At 45.1% G+C, this 18108-nt stretch carries 17 protein-coding genes and 1 pseudogene; 12 read left to right on the top strand and 6 right to left on the bottom strand.

The window, feature by feature from the left end:
• Window positions 1-127 precede the first annotated feature (127 nt).
• The 3 genes from BLO31_RS06520 to BLO31_RS06510 all read left to right on the top strand — a co-directional run bounded on the left by BLO31_RS06520 (window position 128) and on the right by BLO31_RS06510 (window position 3425).
• Complete coding sequence (locus BLO31_RS06520; RefSeq protein WP_070963710.1) at window positions 128-1342, top strand: pyridoxal phosphate-dependent aminotransferase; 1215 nt, start codon at window positions 128-130, stop codon at window positions 1340-1342.
• Between the two features lie 120 nt (window positions 1343-1462).
• Window positions 1463-2047 carry a 5'-deoxynucleotidase gene (gene yfbR / locus BLO31_RS06515; RefSeq protein ID WP_070963707.1) on the top strand — a complete coding sequence of 195 codons (585 nt, stop codon included), beginning with the start codon at window positions 1463-1465 and terminating at the stop codon, window positions 2045-2047.
• 58 nt (window positions 2048-2105) lie between these two features.
• The gene (locus BLO31_RS06510) at window positions 2106-3425 is read left to right on the top strand and encodes an anti-phage deoxyguanosine triphosphatase (protein WP_070963704.1); all 1320 of its coding nucleotides are present in this window, start codon (window positions 2106-2108) and stop codon (window positions 3423-3425) included.
• Here the strand turns inward: BLO31_RS06510 and BLO31_RS06505 are convergent.
• Window positions 3422-4042 carry a tRNA-uridine aminocarboxypropyltransferase gene (locus BLO31_RS06505; protein ID WP_070963702.1) on the bottom strand — a complete coding sequence of 207 codons (621 nt, stop codon included), beginning with the start codon at window positions 4040-4042 and terminating at the stop codon, window positions 3422-3424. The two genes, BLO31_RS06510 and BLO31_RS06505, sit on opposite strands and share 4 nt — an antisense overlap.
• Here BLO31_RS06505 and rrtA point away from each other — a divergent pair, their 5' ends adjacent.
• Window positions 4043-4588 (top strand): rhombosortase, encoded by a 546-nt coding sequence (rrtA, locus tag BLO31_RS06500; protein WP_070963700.1) that lies wholly within the window; start codon window positions 4043-4045, stop codon window positions 4586-4588.
• A gap of 54 nt (window positions 4589-4642) precedes the next feature.
• Entirely contained in the window at window positions 4643-5002 is a 360-nt protein-coding gene (locus tag BLO31_RS06495; protein ID WP_070963767.1) for a GNAT family N-acetyltransferase, read from the top strand.
• A 29-nt stretch (window positions 5003-5031) separates the two neighbouring features.
• On the opposite strand, the gene BLO31_RS23010 is transcribed toward BLO31_RS06495, so the two are convergent.
• Window positions 5032-5271, bottom strand: a complete 240-nt coding sequence (locus BLO31_RS23010; RefSeq protein ID WP_084659623.1) for a LysR substrate-binding domain-containing protein — start codon at window positions 5269-5271, stop codon at window positions 5032-5034.
• A gap of 139 nt (window positions 5272-5410) precedes the next feature.
• On the opposite strand from BLO31_RS23010, the gene BLO31_RS06490 reads away from it, so the two are divergent.
• Together BLO31_RS06490 and BLO31_RS06485 are read left to right on the top strand one after the other, a co-directional pair.
• On the top strand, window positions 5411-6277 hold the full coding sequence (locus BLO31_RS06490; RefSeq protein ID WP_070963698.1) for an AraC family transcriptional regulator: 867 nt from the start codon (window positions 5411-5413) through the stop codon (window positions 6275-6277).
• Window positions 6278-6351: 74 nt separating this feature from the next.
• Window positions 6352-6819: an SAM-dependent methyltransferase gene (locus BLO31_RS06485; RefSeq protein ID WP_070963696.1), complete on the top strand. Its 468-nt coding sequence runs from the start codon at window positions 6352-6354 to the stop codon at window positions 6817-6819.
• A 71-nt stretch (window positions 6820-6890) separates the two neighbouring features.
• Here BLO31_RS06485 and sohB read toward each other — a convergent pair whose 3' ends face one another.
• A complete protein-coding gene (gene sohB / locus BLO31_RS06480; RefSeq protein ID WP_070963694.1) occupies window positions 6891-7952 on the bottom strand; it encodes a protease SohB in 1062 nt (353 codons plus the stop codon).
• 88 nt (window positions 7953-8040) lie between these two features.
• Here sohB and BLO31_RS06475 point away from each other — a divergent pair, with 88 nt between their 5' ends.
• The 5 genes and pseudogenes from BLO31_RS06475 (at window position 8041) to BLO31_RS06455 (ending at window position 15274) form a co-directional block, all read left to right on the top strand.
• Complete coding sequence (locus BLO31_RS06475) at window positions 8041-8784, top strand: YciK family oxidoreductase (protein ID WP_070963692.1); 744 nt, start codon at window positions 8041-8043, stop codon at window positions 8782-8784.
• A gap of 157 nt (window positions 8785-8941) precedes the next feature.
• The gene (gene imuA / locus BLO31_RS06470; RefSeq protein WP_070963689.1) at window positions 8942-9619 is read left to right on the top strand and encodes a translesion DNA synthesis-associated protein ImuA; all 678 of its coding nucleotides are present in this window, start codon (window positions 8942-8944) and stop codon (window positions 9617-9619) included.
• 3 nt (window positions 9620-9622) lie between these two features.
• Window positions 9623-11023 carry a Y-family DNA polymerase gene (locus BLO31_RS06465; RefSeq protein WP_070963687.1) on the top strand — a complete coding sequence of 467 codons (1401 nt, stop codon included), beginning with the start codon at window positions 9623-9625 and terminating at the stop codon, window positions 11021-11023.
• A gap of 11 nt (window positions 11024-11034) precedes the next feature.
• A pseudogene (locus tag BLO31_RS06460) lies at window positions 11035-14105 on the top strand (error-prone DNA polymerase).
• Between the two features lie 17 nt (window positions 14106-14122).
• Window positions 14123-15274 carry a winged helix-turn-helix domain-containing protein gene (locus tag BLO31_RS06455; RefSeq protein WP_070963684.1) on the top strand — a complete coding sequence of 384 codons (1152 nt, stop codon included), beginning with the start codon at window positions 14123-14125 and terminating at the stop codon, window positions 15272-15274.
• A 240-nt stretch (window positions 15275-15514) separates the two neighbouring features.
• Here BLO31_RS06455 and BLO31_RS06450 read toward each other — a convergent pair whose 3' ends face one another.
• The 3 genes from BLO31_RS06450 to BLO31_RS06440 form a co-directional block, all read right to left on the bottom strand.
• Window positions 15515-15895 (bottom strand): BLUF domain-containing protein, encoded by a 381-nt coding sequence (locus BLO31_RS06450; RefSeq protein ID WP_070963682.1) that lies wholly within the window; start codon window positions 15893-15895, stop codon window positions 15515-15517.
• Window positions 15889-16545: a GGDEF domain-containing protein gene (locus BLO31_RS06445; RefSeq protein WP_070963679.1), complete on the bottom strand. Its 657-nt coding sequence runs from the start codon at window positions 16543-16545 to the stop codon at window positions 15889-15891. The genes BLO31_RS06450 and BLO31_RS06445 overlap by 7 nt, the downstream gene beginning before the upstream one ends.
• A gap of 554 nt (window positions 16546-17099) precedes the next feature.
• The gene (locus BLO31_RS06440) at window positions 17100-18047 is read right to left on the bottom strand and encodes a chemotaxis protein CheV (protein ID WP_070963676.1); all 948 of its coding nucleotides are present in this window, start codon (window positions 18045-18047) and stop codon (window positions 17100-17102) included.
• Between the last annotated feature and the right edge of the window lie 61 nt (window positions 18048-18108).

The following is an 18108-nucleotide window of genomic DNA, read 5'->3' as shown; positions in this document are numbered from 1 at the left end:
AGAATCCTGTGATAACAAGCGAACAATCCAAAAACAAAAAAAACGCGATTTTCAGTTTTTTATTCTACCAAAAGCTTATATGATGTAATTTAATAACTTACATCACACAATTCATAGGATTTTATCAATGCAAAATATCGGGATGTCGTCAAAACTCGACAATGTATGCTATGACATTAGAGGTCCTGTACTAAAACATGCTAAGCGCATGGAGGAAGAGGGGCATAAAATACTGAAACTGAACATCGGCAACCCTGCCCCGTTTGGTTTCGACGCCCCAGATGAAATTCTGGTTGATGTAATTCGCAACCTGCCTACTTCTCAAGGTTACTGTGATTCAAAGGGCATTTATTCTGCCCGCAAAGCTGTGGTTCAGTATTATCAGAAAAAAGGCATTCACTCTTTAGACGTAGAAGATGTCTATATTGGTAACGGCGCCTCTGAGTTGATTGTTATGGCGATGCAAGCCTTGCTAGACAACGGGGACGAAATGCTAGTTCCTGCACCAGACTACCCGCTATGGACCGCATCTGTCGCCCTATCAGGTGGTAAGGCCGTTCATTATATGTGTGATGAGCAAGCCGATTGGTATCCTGATTTGGACGATATTAAGAGCAAGATCACCAAGAAAACTCGCGGTATTGTTCTGATTAACCCTAACAACCCAACCGGAGCGGTCTACAGTAGAGACTTCTTGTTAGAGGTCATTGAGCTGGCTCGCCAACACAAGCTCATCATTTTTGCTGACGAAATCTACGATAAAGTACTGTATGACGGAGCAACACATACTTCTGTCGCCACTCTGACCGAGGACGTATTGGTCGTTACCTTTAACGGTTTGTCAAAAGCTTACCGCGTATGCGGTTTTCGCGGCGGTTGGATGTTCCTAACTGGGCCTAAACATCAAGCTCAAGGCTATGTGGCAGGATTGGAAATGCTGGCTTCTATGCGTTTGTGTGCCAATGTTCCCATGCAACACGCGATTCAAACTGCACTCGGCGGCTATCAAAGTATTAACGAGCTACTCCTACCCGGTGGTCGTTTGCTTGAGCAGCGCGACAAAGCCTACGATTTGATCACCTCTATCCCCGGTATCTCTTGCGTCAAGCCCAAAGGTGCAATGTACCTGTTCCCGAAAATAGACACTAAGATGTACAACATCAAAGACGATCAAAAGATGGTGCTGGATTTCCTAATCCAAGAAAAAGTCCTTCTGGTTCAAGGAACGGGCTTTAACTGGCCGAAACCGGATCACTTCCGCATTGTTACTCTGCCACACGTCGAAGATCTGGAAATGGCTATTGGTCGATTTGAACGCTTCTTATCCACTTACCGTCAATAAGACACAGGCAACGTTTTAATCTAGCGACTTGAATGTCACTGATAAAATCGTGTTAGGCTTTAAGGACATGCTTTCCTAAACTGAAAGTGTGTCCTTTGTTTTTCAGGGATAGTAAACAGAATGAAAGAAAGTCACTTTTTTGCCCACCTTGCTCGAATGAAACTGATCCAGCGTTGGCCTTTAATGCGATCAGTGTCCGTTGAAAACGTGTCTGAACACAGCTTACAAGTCGCCTTTGTGGCTCACGCCTTAGCCTTAATTAAAAATCGTAAGTTTGGCGGACAGCTCAACCCAGAACGCATAGCTTTATTGGGCATGTATCACGACACCAGCGAAGTGTTAACGGGTGATCTTCCCACTCCGGTGAAGTACTACAGCCCCGAAATCGCAAAAGAGTATAAAAAGATTGAAGCAGCCGCAGAGAAAAAACTGCTTGGCATGTTGCCGGAAGAGTTTAAAGACGACTTTGCTCCTTACCTACTTTCTGAAGCCGCACATCCAGAAGACGCCTTGATCGTAAAGCAAGCGGACACTATCTGTGCTTATCTCAAATGCCTTGAGGAACTCAGTGCCGGCAATCACGAGTACGCGCTGGCGAAAAAACGTCTCGATGTCACGCTAAAAGAACGCTGGACAGAAGAGATGGAGTACTTTTTAAATACCTTTGCGCCGAGTTTTGAGTTATCACTGGACGAAATCAGTTAAGTCGCTGTACTGTATAACCATCGCTTAGAAAAAGACCAACTATAGGGGTGTACCTAACGTGACATTTGAGCTTAGCCCTTTGTGGCAACAACGGCATGACGACGAACACAAAATTCGTCGAGATGATCACCGCAGCCCCTATCAACGCGATAGAGCTCGCATACTTCACTCTGCTGCATTTCGCAGACTTCAGGCCAAAACTCAAGTCCATGGAACCAGCACTGACGACTTCCACCGCACCAGATTGACCCACTCTCTTGAAGCCGCTCAGTTGGGCACGGGTATCGTCGCTCAACTCAAAAAAAAGCAGCCTGAGTTTCGAGACCTACTGCCGACCGACAGTTTAATAGACTCTCTCTGTCTGGCTCACGATATCGGTCATCCTCCTTATGGTCACGGTGGTGAAATTGCACTTAATTATATGATGCGTGAACACGGTGGATTTGAAGGCAACGCGCAAACCTTTCGAATTGTCACTCAGCTCGAACCCTACACCGAGCAATTTGGCATGAACTTAGCCCGGCGAACCCTACTTGGATTAATCAAGTACCCTGCTTTGCTCAGCCAGACTCATGCCCCGCAAAGAGGGGAAACTGGTCACCACCAGCCTAGACAGATCAAAGCCAGCGATTGGTCACCTGCCAAAGGTATTTACGACTGCGACCAAGCACTGTTCACATGGGTACTAAAACCCTTGAGCGATGCAGATAAAACGCAGTTTGCCGCTATGCGTGAACCCCTGCCGCCAGCCAACGTACACCGAAAAACTCGTTTTAAATCGTTAGACTGCTCCATTATGGAACTCGCTGATGATATCGCTTATGGCGTGCACGATTTAGAAGACGCCATCGAACTGGGCATGGTGACTCGAAACCAATGGCATGAAGCCGCCGCTAGCCAATTAGCAGAGTGTGGTGACCCTTGGTTTGAAAAACATATCCTCGATGTCAGTGATATGCTGTTCTCCGGACAACACCACCGACGCAAAGACGCCATTGGCGGTATTGTGAATGCTCTGCTTACTAGTATTTCAGTAAAACCGGTCGACGTGGCTTTTGATTCCGAACTGCTTGCCTTTAACGCTTATTTAGAACCGAGCATGGCGAAAGGTTTAGATATTCTCAAGCGCTTTGTCAGCCAGTACGTCATTCAAGTACCTGAGGTGCAAGTCGTCGAGTACAAAGGCCAACAGATCATAATGGATATCTTTGAAGCCTTTAGTGCCGATCCTGAACGCTTACTACCAGTGCAGACGAGAAATCAATGGCAAAAGAGTGAGCAAAAAGGTGAAGGGCACCGAGTGATAGCAGACTATATCTCTTCTATGACCGATGGCCATGCAAAACGTCTGCACCAGCAGCTCTTCTCTGCCCATTAGCCTTTTGGTTTGAGGTAGTTTTTTTCGTATACACCCGGTGGCATTTGCGCGATTTGAAACTCAATCATTTTCTCAAACGCGGTCGTAAGTGGTGAAAAATCTTTGTTCGGCTCTAGCAAAGACAAGATGTGAAAGCCCGCCTCAACCGTCGAAAGGCTATTATCGGAAGGCGCTTGGCGTATTTTGTAGTTACCTTGAAGCTCTTCTGGGAGCGCTAGGCGTGGCAAAGAGTGTAGATTGTTAGAAAGCTGCCATATTTTGTACGCTTTTTTCCACGTCCCATCAATCAGTATCACTCTGACTTTGCTTTTGCGCACATCCAAGTTCTGCGCAATCATTTGAGCATTGAGCGATTCTTCACTAGGGAAAAGTACATAATGGCGCGTATCTTCCTCTTGCAGTAGCTCGTTCAGCGCTGAGTCATCGGTAAAGTTTTCTCCGATAAAGCAGTAACTATTGGCGAGACTCAGGTTCAAAATACGAGCGGTTCCCAAAGGCCGCTTTTGCTCGGTGGGATGTTGGAGGATGATTAACTCTACATTCGATGTTAGGCTTTGTATCCATTGACAAATACAAGCCTTTATCGCTTTACCACATTGAGAGCAATATCGAGACATATGGGACGTTTATCTCCGTTACTTATCTTTATCAGCTTAGTTTGCCTTGGACTCCAGTTCGAGCCATTAGCATCTTTTTCCATTTGGTATCGACCGGAAATAGAACAAGGTCAATGGTGGCGGATACTAACAGGAAACTTAACGCATACCAACTTTGCCCATCTAGGCATGAATATGGCGGGGCTTTGGGTTATTACTTGGTTGTTTAAGCCTCACCGCAACGATCTAATTAAAGTCATACTGCTGGCGGCCCTTTTTGTCGGCATGGGCAACCTATTTACGCCCGCCACCAGCTATGCTGGTTTATCAGGGATTTTGCACGGTATTTTTGGTTATTGCGCCCTAAAGGAAGTTTTTCACGGTCGTAAGAGCAGCCTACTCCTTGTGTTCGGCCTGATAGGAAAATTGGCTTGGGAACATTTTGTTGGTGCATCAGAATCTACCGCAGCAATGATAGGTGCTAGAGTTGCCGTTGAGGCCCATCTATATGGCGCAGTGGGAGGTTTGCTGATGGCACTGATAGAGAGAGTCCTTAAGAGGAGATAACACTTGGTCGACGTCACAAGCGCCACTGATTCTCATATCAAGGTTATAGCGCACATGAACCAGCAACTTATCATCGATGAAGGCCATCGCAATACTATGTCCTCGACAGAACTTGAGCATAGAATGTCCGGCTGGTTAGCCACTGACTATCAAGCAGCGGTGTTTTATGACAAAAAGAACATTGCGGGTTATTGCTTGTGGAAAGAAGAAGTTCAGCATATCTATATTCGCCAGTTTTTTATTTGTCGTTCATATCGTCAAACTGGCATTGGCAAAACGGCTTTTAACACCGTTAAGTCCACATACTGGAATAATAAAAGGCTCCGGCTTGACGTTTTAGTTACCAATCACCGAGCCAAACTTTTTTGGCAGTCCGTTGGCTTTAAAGACTACTGCACCACAATGGAAATGTAATCACCAGCGAAGAGAACGCTTAAGCGCTTCTACAAATACATCGACTCTCTTTGGTGTTTGCTGCCTTGAAGCAACAGTGCCCATACATCTACGTTCACCGCTGTTACATCATCGAGATGCAGCTCGACCAAGTGACCCGCGGCTATCTCTTCTCTTATATCCCAGTAGCTGAGTTGTGCTATACCAAGCCCTTCAACACACATTGTTCGCACACCTTCCACACTTGAAGAGCGAAACCTACCTTGCACACTTCTGTCTTTAGCTGAAATAGCGCACTCTTTTTCTCTATTGACGGAAGTGTTTTTGTATTAATTCTAAATCGGGATTTAACTCACTTTTCTTAATCTTAATAACGGGCTTACTGGTTATTACCGAATCAATAAGCAAAGTAACCACTGCCTATTTATTATGGAAAGATTTTATCAAGCCCGTGTCGATCGCGTAATTGACTATATACAGTCTCATATCTCGGAGCCTTTAAATGTATCGCAAATTGCCAGCCTCGCGTATTTCTCAGAGTTCCACTTTAACCGAGTGTTCAGAGAGCGCACTGGTGAAAGCCTCTATCACTTTATTCGTCGCTTGAGATTAGAAAAAGCCGCGTTTTTGCTCTCTAGTGACAATACCAGTATTACCGATGTGGCACTCGACTGTGGTTTTTCTAACTCGGCCTCTTTTGCGAAAGGTTTTAAGCAATATTTTGGCTGTAGCGCCTCTCAGTGGGTGGAAAACTATTCACAACAACAAGAAAAACTCAGCAAACTGTTGGCAAAACTAAGCCCAGAGCCCCTTGACTCTCCTGTTGATATTGAAAACTGTCCGCCAATTAACATCGCTTATGTGCGCAACATAGGCAATTACGTTGCCGACAGCCAGCTCTTTACCAACCTATACAATCAGTTAATCGAGTGGGCAGAACCCAATGGCATTGCTCTTTCACCCGGTTACAACCTTTATCACGATAACCGCTTTATCACCGATGAGCAGAACCTCAGGGTGATGGTTGGATTAGAAGTTCCCGACCATATTCAACCGCAAGGTGGCATTGGTACATTTAAGCTAAGCGGCGGTAAATATGCCGTAAGGCAGTATTACTTACGAGATGATGAATTTTCCGAGGCATGGGACTGGATGATTGGTGTCTGGTTACCTCAGTCTGGTTTTGTTATGGATGCAGAACGGGAAAGCATGGAACGCTGTTTAGGGGAAACCTGTCACCAAGGCCATCAGTTTTACCAAGTAGAGATATGTGTCCCCGTTAAGGTTGCTAAATAAGCGCACGAATGGACAAGTGATTTAAAAAGTAACTGGTCACAATAGCCATATCGCAAAACACAGAGGATATTGCTATGAACATTGAACCTATCGGATACGTGAGAAACACCGATGGAAAATTCCAGCTAGAGCTAAACCAAGCATACCGCGAAGGCTTGGAATCGCTGACCGGATTTAGTCACTTACAACTTATCTTTTGGGGTCACTTAGCCGATACCCACGAATATCGCAGTATTGTTAGCTTAGACAAGCCCTATAAGAATGGCCCTGAAAAAGTCGGCGTTTTTGCTAGTCGTGCTCCGGTGCGCCCCAATCCTATTCTTCTCTCTATTGCTCAAGTTCAAAACCTAGATATTGAACAAGGCATCATAGACTTATACTGGCTTGATATGGAGCCTGATACACCATTGCTGGATATCAAGCCTTATCACCCTTGTACGGATCGCGTATCGCAATGTCAGGTGCCCGACTGGTGCAGTGATTGGCCAAACTCTTATGAAAAATCCGGCTCGTTTGACTGGAGTAAGGTCTTTAACTTTTAGAATATCTTACCTCTTGATCAAAAAAGACCCGCCAGTTCAGTTGGCGGGTCTTTTCAATCCAATAAATCGACTTATACGATTGGTCGCTGACCGCGGTCAATAAGCTTCATTAATACATTATCTGCGGCTTCACCTGCTACACCTGCAAGTTTACTAGCCAACTTTTTCTTCTCTACGTAGTGAATGGCAAGTACGGTTTTATCTTTGCACGCTTTCACAACTAAATCGTCAGAGGTAGAGATTTCATCCACCAGTCCAAGTGCTTTAGCTTGAGTGCCAAACCAGTGTTCACCTGTTGCGACTTTGTCTAGGTCAAGCTCTGGACGGTGCTCGCGAATAAAGTCTTTAAATAGGTCATGGGTCTCTTCCAATTCCTGTTTGAACTTCTCTCGCGCTTTATCGGTATTCTCACCAAACATGGTAAGCGTGCGCTTGTACTCGCCTGCGGTGAGCTGTTCAAACTCAATGTCGTTTTTCTTAAGCAACTTATTAAAGTTTGGCAGTTGAGCAATCACACCGATAGAACCGACGATCGCAAAGGGTGCCGAGACAATTTTGTCCGCAATACACGCCATCATATAACCACCACTTGCCGCAACCTTATCTACCGAGATAGTAAGAGGTAAACCCGCCGCTTTTAGACGATCAAGCTGAGAAGAAGCCAATCCATACCCATGGACCATACCACCGCCAGTTTCTAAGCGCAGCAGTACCTCATCACCCTCGCGGGCAACCGCTAAAATCGCAGTCACTTCTTCACGTAATGCGCTAACTTCTTTAGCATCGATACTGCCTTTAAAATCCAGAACAAACAGATGGGGCTCTCGCTTACTGTCTAAGTCGCCATCTTTTGCTGCCTGTTTTACGGCTTTTTCGCGAGCTTTGTTTTTCTCTTTCTCGCTTTTCTTCTCTGCCTTGTCACGCGCTTTTAAAAACGACTCATCGTGAAGGTGGTGTTCCATCTGCTCTACGCGATCTTTGTGTTGTTCGGTGAGGTTAGTAACTTCCAGTTCACCCTTTGCGCTGCCACTTTTTCCGCCTACTGCTTTGGCGACAACCAGAATAGCAATTAGGGCCGCCACTAGGGTCACAATCTTGGCCAAAAACAGGCCGTAGTCCAACAAAAATTCCAATGTTATCACTCCTCATGTGCGAATTAGTGTATTGTAACCGCCTTGTCATGGATTCTTAAAGTAGAACATAGCTATAAGGACAAAAACCGTGGAATATTCAGTTTCTGCAAAGGCCCTAGAAGGTAAAGTTATTCTGGTTACGGGCGCGGGTGACGGCATTGGTAAACAAGCGGCACTTAGCTACGCACAACATGGTGCTACCGTGATTCTATTGGGTCGTACGGTGAAAAAACTTGAACAAACGTACGATGAAATCGAAGCAGCCGGCTACCCTCAGCCAGCGATCATCCCTTTAGATATGAAAGGGGCGAGCAAGCAGAACTATATTGATATGGCAGAGACCATAGGCGAGCAGTTTGGTCGTCTTGATGGCGTGCTGCACAATGCCAGTATCCTTGGTGTGATCAGCCCTTTTGATCAAATTGGTGAAGACACCTTTGATGATGTGATGCAGGTAAACGTCAAAGCGCAGTTTTTAATGACTCAGGCAATTTTACCACTGCTAAACAAATCGGATGACGCACGTATTGTATTCACCTCTTCCACTGTTGGTCATAGTGGCCGCGCTTACTGGGGTGCCTATGCTATGTCTAAATTTGCGACTGAAGGTATGATGCAAATCCTAGCCGATGAGTTAAGTGACACGACCATCCGTGTTAATGCCATCAATCCTGGCGCTACTCGCACGGGTATGCGTGCCAAAGCGTACCCAGCAGAAGACACTAACTTGTTAAAGACTCCTGAAGAGATCATCCCGCTTTATCTGTACCTAATGGCACCAGAAAGCAAAGAAGTAAACGGCCAGTGCATCGACGCCCAGCCTAAACGATAATTCTGTCTAAGACGTAACGCCTTGCTTCTAAAAACAACTTTAGAGCAAGCGTTTTTATTTGTGTTTAATTTCTCTTCACTCTGGATCATTTTACCTCGCTCCCTCTTGCAGCTTCTCGATAATTAAATATACTGTATATACATACAGGTATTTAGTTATGCATGAATTAATCGAAAATCTGAAACAAAAACAATGGCTTTGGCAGGCTAACCACACTCAAAGCTCTGGTGAATATCAATCTACTGGTTTTGATCTTCTCGATCAAAAACTCAGTGGGGGATTTCCCTTACATGGTGTGGTTGAAATTCAAAGTCCAATGGGCATTGGCGAACTCAGGTTACTGATGCCTCATTTGCGACATAATCATACCGATCGGTTAACCGTATTTGTGCAGCCGCCGGGACATTTATGTGCAGAATACCTTATGGCTGAAGGGTTAAACCCCGATCGCGTATTGCTTGTTAACCCTAAAGATGAACAACAGGCTCTTTGGGTTGCGGAGCAATGCTTGAAGAGTGGTGCTTGCAGTAATGTGTTGCTTTGGCATCAGGCGCTGGAAGTGCATCAGGTCCGCCGTCTTCAGGTTGCTGGCGAGCAAGGCAACTGCTTACAGTTTTTATTTAAATCACAGCAAGCACATCTATTTTCTCTACCTGTGAGTCTGAGCATGACTCTACTTCCCCATGAACAAGGGCTGGAAATCACCATTACCAAGCGTCGAGGTGGTTGGCCTCACGGTAAATTTGTACTCAATATGAAGCCGTACTGGCCAAAATTGGCGATTGCACCTCAATCTTCTGTCGTTGTGCCTTTTCCGGTTGCTCAGCAAGGTTAAGCGATGACTTTGTGGCTCTATTTACATTTTCCTATGCTGCAACTGGACTCCCTGTATGCTGAAGCGAAAGAGAGTCCATTAGTTCTAGTCGCCGAGTATACCCATCGCATTGTGCAGCACAATCAAGCCGCCAGTGCTCAGGGCATCAAAAATAGTATCGGGCTGGGCAGCGCCGCGGCGCTGTGCCCTGATCTTCAAGTGCACGTCTATGAACCCAAGGCTGAGCACAACACCCTGCTGGAACTTGCGCAATGGCTCTATCTGGTGACATCCGATATTGTGCTCTCTCCTCCGCAAGGTTTGTTGCTAAAAGCCAGTAATATGCTAACGCTATACGGTGATTTACCCTCATACTGGCAGCAGATAAAACAGCAGCTCTCTGCCCTACCCGTGCGCTATCAATTTGCCACTGGCTTTTCTCCGCTATCCGCTATTTTGTTGGCCAAATCGTCGTATAACACCATTACCGACAACAAAGAAAAGATGCTTACCGATTTACGACGTCATCCTATCACCGCCAGTGAGCTCACTGACAAACAGGTCGATGCTCTCAGTCGTATCGGTATCCAAACTTTTGCTGAATTGCTCGACTTACCGCTACAAGATATTGCCAGACGCTTTGATATTGAGTTAGTTAACTACACTGGCCGACTGTTGGGACAATTCAAACATCCCGTGCAGTTTTATCACCCGCCTCAAGCCTTCTCTTCTTATCTAGAACTGCTTTATGAGATAGATAACTTACAATGGCTAGAAAAACCCATTCAAACCTTACTTAACAAGTTAGAAAACTACCTGATCATGCGTAATTTTGTCGGCTATGAACTGGAGATTAGCCTGCATCATAGAGAGGCAGATCCAACCAAAATTCGTGTCACGTCTGCCGCTGGAGAATATCGTCAACAGAGGTGGTCCACATTGACTCAGCTTACTATGGAGTCCGTACAGTTAGATGAAGCCGTTCAAGGTATAACACTCAATGTTCTGCGTTGTGGGGAGTTAGAAGCCACTGGCAAAGATATGTTTTCTGGGCATCAAGGCCAGCAGAGCGAACTGGAGCTCGTCGCCATGCTACAAGCTAAGCTTGGAGAAACTCAGGTGGCAAAGATACAGTACAATCACGATCCAAGGCCTGAGTTAGCAAGCTTACTCCAAGATCCAACTAAACCCGTCTCTTGTTCAAAAGAGCATTCTCGTCTGCGCCCAAGCCTATTACTCCCAACTCCCATTCCCTTAGAGGAGAAGGTCTCTCTCACCTCTGGGCCTGAACGTATTGTTACTGGATGGTGGGACGGCCATGATGTCACCCGTGATTACTTTATCGCTCGCAGTTCGCAGGGACGCTGGTTATGGGTATTCCGCAATCAACAGAAACATTGGTTTATCCATGGGCAATTTAGCTAGGGTGTGAAGTAATGAAATATGCTGAACTCTTTTGTCAGAGTAATTTCTCTTTCCTTACTGGCGCTTCCCACGCGGAAGAACTGATTTTACAGGCGGATTTTCTTCGTTACAGTGCGCTCGCAATCACCGATGAATGCTCTGTTGCCGGAGTGGTTCGTGCCTACACCGCCATTAAAGACCACCAGCTAGCGACAAAACTGGTGGTCGGCAGTATGTTTTGGCTCAACAATGAATGTCAGGTGGTACTGCTCTGTCCCAATCGCGAAGCTTATGCCGAACTATGTCGAATCATCACTAACGCGAGACGCCGCTGTGAAAAAGGGCAATATCAATTATCAGAATGGGACTTGATGTCACTGCGTCACTGCTTTGTTCTCTGGCTACCCTGTCACAAAGAGAGTGACCATCAGTGGGGAAGTTGGCTGGGCCAACACCACAAGCACCGACTCTGGCTAGGAGTACAAAGGCACCTTGGCGACAAGGACCAAGAGTACCTAGAGCATTGCCAGTACCTCGCCAGAGAGCTTTCTATCCCGATTACCGCTTGTGGTGGTGTGCTCATGCACAATGCGACTCGCCTTCCCTTGCAACACACATTAACCGCAATTCGCTTTGGTACTGCTATCACTAAACTCGGTTTGGAGCGTCTGTCGAATACTGAGCGGGCCCTGCGCAACATACAAAAACTCAGTCATCTGTTTAAACCTGAGTGGCTGGCTGAAAGCGTCAGCATTGCCAAACGCTGCGAGTTTGACTTAGGTATGCTGCAATATGAATACCCCAGTGAACTTATCCCCGACGCTACACGCCTATGTCTTATCTGAGGGACTTAGTTGAAAAGGGAAAGCGAATTCGGTTTCCCGAAGGTGTCCCTGCTGAGATTCACGCCACCATAGAAAAAGAGCTCACTCTGATAGAAGAGCTTAACTACCCTTTCTATTTTCTGACCATCCACGATATTGTCATGTTTGCCAAAAGGCAGAACATTCTTTATCAAGGTCGTGGCTCTGCGGCTAACTCAGTGGTCTGTTACTGTCTGGAAATCACTTCCGTTGATCCGAGACAAATCTCGGTTTTGTTTGAACGTTTTATCAGTAAAGAGAGGGATGAGCCGCCCGATATCGATGTGGACTTTGAACACGAGCGGCGTGAAGAGGTCATTCAGTATATCTATCAGAAATACGGCCGTGAAAGGGCTGCTCTTGCTGCCACTGTTATCTCTTACCGCTTTAAGAGCGCTGTACGAGATGTGGGTAAAGCCTTGGGCATCGAAGAGAGTCAGCTCGATTTCTTTATTAAAAACGTCAATCGCCGAGATCGAGGGTTAGGCTGGCAAGCTCAGATTGTCGAACTCGGCCTTGCCCCCGACTCTTTAAAAGGTCAGCAGTTTATCCAACTGGTTAACGAAATTTTAGGCTTTCCTCGCCACCTATCCCAGCACGTTGGAGGCTTTATTATCTCTTCAGGCCCACTCTACGAACTCGTGCCCGTTGAAAATGCCGCAATGGCTGACCGTACCGTGATCCAATGGGATAAAGACGATTTAGAAAGTCTGGGATTGTTAAAAGTCGATGTACTGGCGCTAGGAATGCTGACGGCAATACGAAAATGCTTTGCATTAGTAGAACGGTTTCACGGTCCAAAGCTCTCCATTGCCGAGATCACACGCAGGCAAGATGACCCTAATGTTTACGGCATGATACAAAAAGCCGATACCGTGGGAGTATTCCAAATTGAGTCACGCGCACAAATGAGCATGTTGCCTCGTCTTCGCCCTGTTTGCTATTACGATCTGGTTATCCAAATTGCGATTGTTCGCCCCGGCCCTATTCAAGGTGACATGGTCCACCCGTTTTTAAAAAGGCGCAATGGCGACGAGCCCGTTACCTATCCATCAGAAGAGGTAAAACAAGTGCTAAGCCGCACTATGGGTGTTCCCATTTTTCAGGAACAAGTGATCAAACTGGCAATGGTAGCGGCGGGCTTTAGCGGAGGGGAAGCCGACCAGCTTCGACGCGCGATGGCGGCATGGAAAAAGAGTGGCGATTTAGCAAAATTCAAAGACAAGCTGATCAACGGTATGAAAGAGCGTGGCTATGAACAAGAGTTCGCCCAAAGGCTCTTCGACCAAATATGTGGCTTTGGTGAGTACGGGTTCCCCGAAAGCCACTCTGCCTCTTTTGCCGTACTGGCCTATTGTTCCGCTTGGCTCAAACATTATTACCCTGAAGCTTTTTACACCGCACTCCTCAACAGTCTTCCCATGGGCTTTTACAGTCCTTCACAACTGATACAGGATGCGCGTAGACATCAAGTTGTCGTTTTACCCGTGTGCATCAATGCTTCTGTCTATGACCATCAAGTCATCCATTATCAGCACAAATTAGCGATCCAGCTTGGCTTTCGACAGGTAAAAGGGTTATCGCAAGATGGCGTCAACCAGCTATTACAAGCGCGCCCTAAAGAAGGCTATCGGCACCCTGCTCAGCTTAAGCATATAGGCCTAAACCAAAAAGAGCTGGAAAGCTTAGCCTCGGCCAATGCCATGCACAAAATTGCTAATAACCGCTTTCAAACTCGTTGGGCAATGATGGATTCGGTCACCGACTTGCCCTTGTTTCAAAATCAACAAGCCGATTCTGATTTTGCCCCTCAAGCTCCCACGGATGTGCAAACGCTGATTGAGGATTACGCTTCTACAGGGCTTTCTTTGCATACCCACCCCATCACTCTGTTAGAGCAAGCGGGTAAATTGGGCCGATTTACTCGAATGAAAGATTTAATAAACCACTCCCACCGGAGTTTAGTCACGGTAGTTGGTATCGTCACTGGTAAGCAGTCCCCCGGAACCGCCGCTGGTGTGACTTTTTTTACTTTAGAAGATGATACAGGCAACATAAACGTCGTGGTCTGGCGAGCAACATCACGCGCCCAGAAGAACGCCTACCTGACGGCTAAAGTACTCATGATAAAAGGGGTGTTAGAGAGAGAAGGCGAAGTCATCCATGTGATTGCAGGTCGCTTAATTGACCTCACTCATCAACTTGAAGGACTGCAAAGCAAGTCTCGAGATTTTCACTAATTCATCAACGGAATGTTATGACCACACTATCGATACCACAAGCGAGAAAGCTGGCGTTACACTGTCAGGGATTGCCAACCACAAAAAAACAAGGTACCGCCTATTGCCAAACCCTTAACGTCTTTAAACAGTTAGGATATGTGCAAATCGATACCATCTCGGTAGTACAACGGGCTCATCACCATACACTGTGGAGTCGAAACCCAAGGTACCAGCCTGCACACCTCGACGCACTTGTCGCCAATAAAGAGGTGTTCGAGTATTGGTCACACGCAGCAGCATACCTGCCTATGAGCGAATATCGCTACACTTTACCAAGAAAACAAGCACTTAAGACTGGTCAACAAAAGCACTGGTACAACAAAGATCAGACTTTGATGGACGAGATACTGCGTAGGATTGATAACGAAGGGCCTTTAATGGCTAAAGACTTCGATTCGAAGCGTACTCACAAACAAGGCTGGGGGAGTAAACCGACCAAGCAAGCGTTGGAGTGCCTCTTTATGCAAGGAGAACTGATGATCTCTGAGCGCAAAAATTTTCACAAAGTGTATCAGTTAACAGAGAAAGTACTGCCTGATCAACTTGATACATCGCAGCCCACAGCAGAAGAGTATGGGCAATTTTTGGTCATGCGTTATCTTCGCTCCCACGGTTTTGGCAACCTAGCGGAAATGACCTATTTACTAAAACACGTCAAACTACTCGCCTCTAATGCTTTAAACACGCTGATTGAAGATAACAAAGTTGAGCGGATAAACGTGGCTGGAAGTGAGTTTTTTGCCTGTACCCAGTCCTTAGAATTACTAGATAAGCGCTTAAACCGCAAACAAGCCAAAGTACTGTCGCCATTTGATAACTTATTAATCCAGCGAAAACGCGCTCAGAACATCTTTAACTTCGAATATTTGCTGGAGTGTTACGTGCCCGAAGCCAAAAGACAGTACGGTTATTTTTGCCTGCCGATATTATGGGAGGGCACTCTTGTAGCCAGAGCAGACTGCAAAGTGGACAACAAGGCGTCGTGCCTTAACGTGATGCGTTTATTTGTTGAAACCAGTGTGAAAGACAGAGATGCCTTTATGGAAGCTTTGGGCAAGGAGTTAGAGAACTTTGCCAATTTCAATCAATGCCTAAGTTACGCGATTGAAAGTGTAAGCTGGAAATGATCATCGCCGAACTAACCATTCAGCAAAACAAAAGTACTTACCACTATAATGACCAAACTTGTCACCATAATCTTGTTAGATAAAAACCGTGTTAATTTAGGGAAAAAGGTCAGATTAAATACAATCAGGCCTATGACTCCACCTTTGCTTTCTCAATTAGCCAAGTGAAACTTAACAGAGCAAGCCGGGAGATAATAGGCCTAATAAAAATCATAAATATGAGTTACTTAGTCAATGTATTTAGGCGATTTCAGCCAAAGTTCCATTGACATTTTTGCAAAAGATTTCGACTAAAGATTCACCTTCACTTTGATTGTAATAAGGCTCGGTATCGGAGATTGTCATCAACCCCATCTCCCAATCAGGGAATTTTCTTTGTTCAGCAAACGACGATTCTTTTATGCGCACATTAGAGTGTCTGTCATCGGCACTGATTTCGTTCATTAAGCCATCTATCGCTTCTTCTTCACCTTCAATTAACTGTATAAATCCATTGAGGTGGCAAACAAGAAACCCAGTGATGCCCAGCCTTTTATTTTTCACCCTAGCCTTATCGATAAGTATGTCAATTTCAACATTTTCCAATTTGGCATCACTTGTATAAAGTATGACTTTCAACATAAAGATAACCTTTTTAAATTTTTCATTTGATACATAGATTCGTCTGCTTTTTTTAAGGCTTTCATCAAACACTTGTCGGTGTTGTGAGCAGAACCGAACGAGAAAGAGATAGGGAAAGGACACTTTAACTCACTGATTGCTTGATGAATGCGACGTTCTACTTCGGAGTCTTTAAGATTGCCGCGATGGGCAATAACCACAAACTCATCTCCTCCATAGCGTATAAGCGAATCTGTGTTCCTAAAGCTATTTTTAAGTGCAATAGAAAAGTACTGGATCAGCCTATTTCCTTGATCATGACCTAAATTATCATTAATACTTTTCATATTATCCAAATCAAAGAAAAACAGCTGAAACTGAGTCAGTCTTATTTTATCTGCAATATACTTAAGATAATTGAAAGTATGGAAACCAGTCAGCGTGTCAATATACTTCTGTGCATACTGATCTCTTGACAGAAGATACAAAAACATTGAGCCACGGGATAATTGTTCTTTTGTGCTACTCGGCGATATGATTCCAAGTACCCTTTCTGCATCTTCTTCAGATTCGATGCATGAGACTTCTACAAGCCTATTTAAATTGGACGAGTCACCCACTTTAATATAAGACTCAAGTTCCAATAAAAAAGCTTCTTTAATGACTTCCATATTTCAACACTCTAGCTGCGCCATCTATACATTATAGGTTTAAGATATTAATAAAAAAACCAACCGCTATTAATAATAGATTTGTGTATATTTCTCTTTGTAATATATGTTTATTTAGCTTTAATTTGACTGTTTTTTTGTTTGGAAAAAACAACTTACCCATTAAAAATGGTTAACGCGGTCTTATCAACATAGCAAACAGAAAGGATATCTGCGTTATTGTAAATATTAAACACTGTTAATTTTGCAATTAAGGCAGAAAAATTAGAAAGGAAACTGAAGTAAAAACCACCGACAATACTAAGTTAATTAATAACTTAACATTAATTAAAGGCGGATTTAAAAACTAGAAAAGGAGCCTAAGCTCCTTTTATGCGTGAGTTAACGAATGTCTTGCTCGTCCTGCGCTTATTTCGCTTTCCATTTCTTATAAACGATCAACCCCAGAGTCATCACGACTTTCGAGCTAAGCCATATCATTAAATGGTGACCTTTGTTGAAGGTGAACATACTATCAGCCAACCAGCGAGCTGTCCCTTAATTATTAGGCGATATTATTGACTTAGCACCTGCCTCAAACGGTCTTGTGCCACTTCGACCAATAAATCTGGCTGGAACTTAGAAATAAAGCGGTCACAGCCGACTTTTTTCACCATCGCATCGTTAAAGCTTCCGCTAAGAGAAGTGTTTAACGTGACATAGAGATCTTTCATTCTATCGTCATTGCGCACCTCATAAGTGAGCTTGTAGCCATCCATTTCTGGCATTTCTGCGTCGGTGATCATCATCAGTAGTTCTTCTGTCACGACTTTACCCTCGTCACACCACTTCTTGAGGAGCGTATAGGCTTCTAAGCCATCGCGGCACTCTATGATATTCAAACCGAGCTGAGACAGCGTACCGCGAACCTGAGCGCGCGCCGTTGAAGAGTCATCGACGATTAACACATTGCGGCCGACCATCTGAGCCATAAGCTCTTCGTCCAATACGCCATCAGAGATAGACACGTCGTAGTCGATGATACCTGCCAGCACTTTTTCGACATCGATGATCTCAACAATTTCAGTTTGGTCGCCTTCTTTAATCTGAGTGATAGCAGTAAGGAAATTGGCTCTACCCGCTGTCTTTGGCGGTGGCTGAATTTCGGTCCAAGCCGTATTGACGATGTTTCTCACTTGACCGACGAGAAAACCTTGAACCGTGCGATTGTATTCGGTGATGATTAGGTTTTCTTCAATGTCTTCTTGGCGAGAGGGAGGAAAGCCGATTGCCGCTCTCAAATCAATAACTGGAACCGAAGCACCACGCAAAGATGCAACACCAGTAATATGATGGTGAGCTCCCGGCATTTTGGTCAGCGGCGGCACTTTGATCACTTCGCGCACTTTAAATACGTTTATGGCAAACACCTGACGACTGTTTAGGCTAAACAGTAACAGCTCCAGACGGTTTTCACCTACCAGATTTGTACGCTGGTCTACCGTATTCAAAACTCCGGACATAAGATTTCCCGATCACATATGTTTATACAAAAATAGTCTATTTTAACGATTGGCGACAAGC

It is taken from the genome of Vibrio sonorensis (assembly GCF_001854765.1).
In the GTDB taxonomy this organism is placed as follows: Bacteria; Pseudomonadota; Gammaproteobacteria; order Enterobacterales; family Vibrionaceae; genus Vibrio; species Vibrio sonorensis.
Note: the sequence above shows the minus strand (reverse complement) of the source record. Positions and strands in the feature narration are given on the sequence as shown.

Excerpts from the sequence above, each read along its gene's own strand:
- BLO31_RS06520 (WP_070963710.1), top strand. The coding sequence starts at position 128 with ATGCAAAATATCGGGATGTCGTCAAAACTCGACAATGTATGCTATGAC.
- BLO31_RS06485 (WP_070963696.1), top strand. The coding sequence starts at position 6,352 with ATGAACATTGAACCTATCGGATACGTGAGAAACACCGATGGAAAATTC.
- BLO31_RS06450 (WP_070963682.1), bottom strand. The coding sequence starts at position 15,895 with ATGTTGAAAGTCATACTTTATACAAGTGATGCCAAATTGGAAAATGTT.
- BLO31_RS06490 (WP_070963698.1), top strand. The coding sequence starts at position 5,411 with ATGGAAAGATTTTATCAAGCCCGTGTCGATCGCGTAATTGACTATATA.
- BLO31_RS06455 (WP_070963684.1), top strand. The coding sequence starts at position 14,123 with ATGACCACACTATCGATACCACAAGCGAGAAAGCTGGCGTTACACTGT.
- BLO31_RS06495 (WP_070963767.1), top strand. The coding sequence starts at position 4,643 with ATGAACCAGCAACTTATCATCGATGAAGGCCATCGCAATACTATGTCC.
- BLO31_RS06445 (WP_070963679.1), bottom strand. The coding sequence starts at position 16,545 with ATGGAAGTCATTAAAGAAGCTTTTTTATTGGAACTTGAGTCTTATATT.
- BLO31_RS06465 (WP_070963687.1), top strand. The coding sequence starts at position 9,623 with ATGACTTTGTGGCTCTATTTACATTTTCCTATGCTGCAACTGGACTCC.
- yfbR (WP_070963707.1), top strand. The coding sequence starts at position 1,463 with ATGAAAGAAAGTCACTTTTTTGCCCACCTTGCTCGAATGAAACTGATC.
- imuA (WP_070963689.1), top strand. The coding sequence starts at position 8,942 with ATGCATGAATTAATCGAAAATCTGAAACAAAAACAATGGCTTTGGCAG.
- BLO31_RS06505 (WP_070963702.1), bottom strand. The coding sequence starts at position 4,042 with ATGTCTCGATATTGCTCTCAATGTGGTAAAGCGATAAAGGCTTGTATT.
- rrtA (WP_070963700.1), top strand. The coding sequence starts at position 4,043 with ATGGGACGTTTATCTCCGTTACTTATCTTTATCAGCTTAGTTTGCCTT.
- BLO31_RS06440 (WP_070963676.1), bottom strand. The coding sequence starts at position 18,047 with ATGTCCGGAGTTTTGAATACGGTAGACCAGCGTACAAATCTGGTAGGT.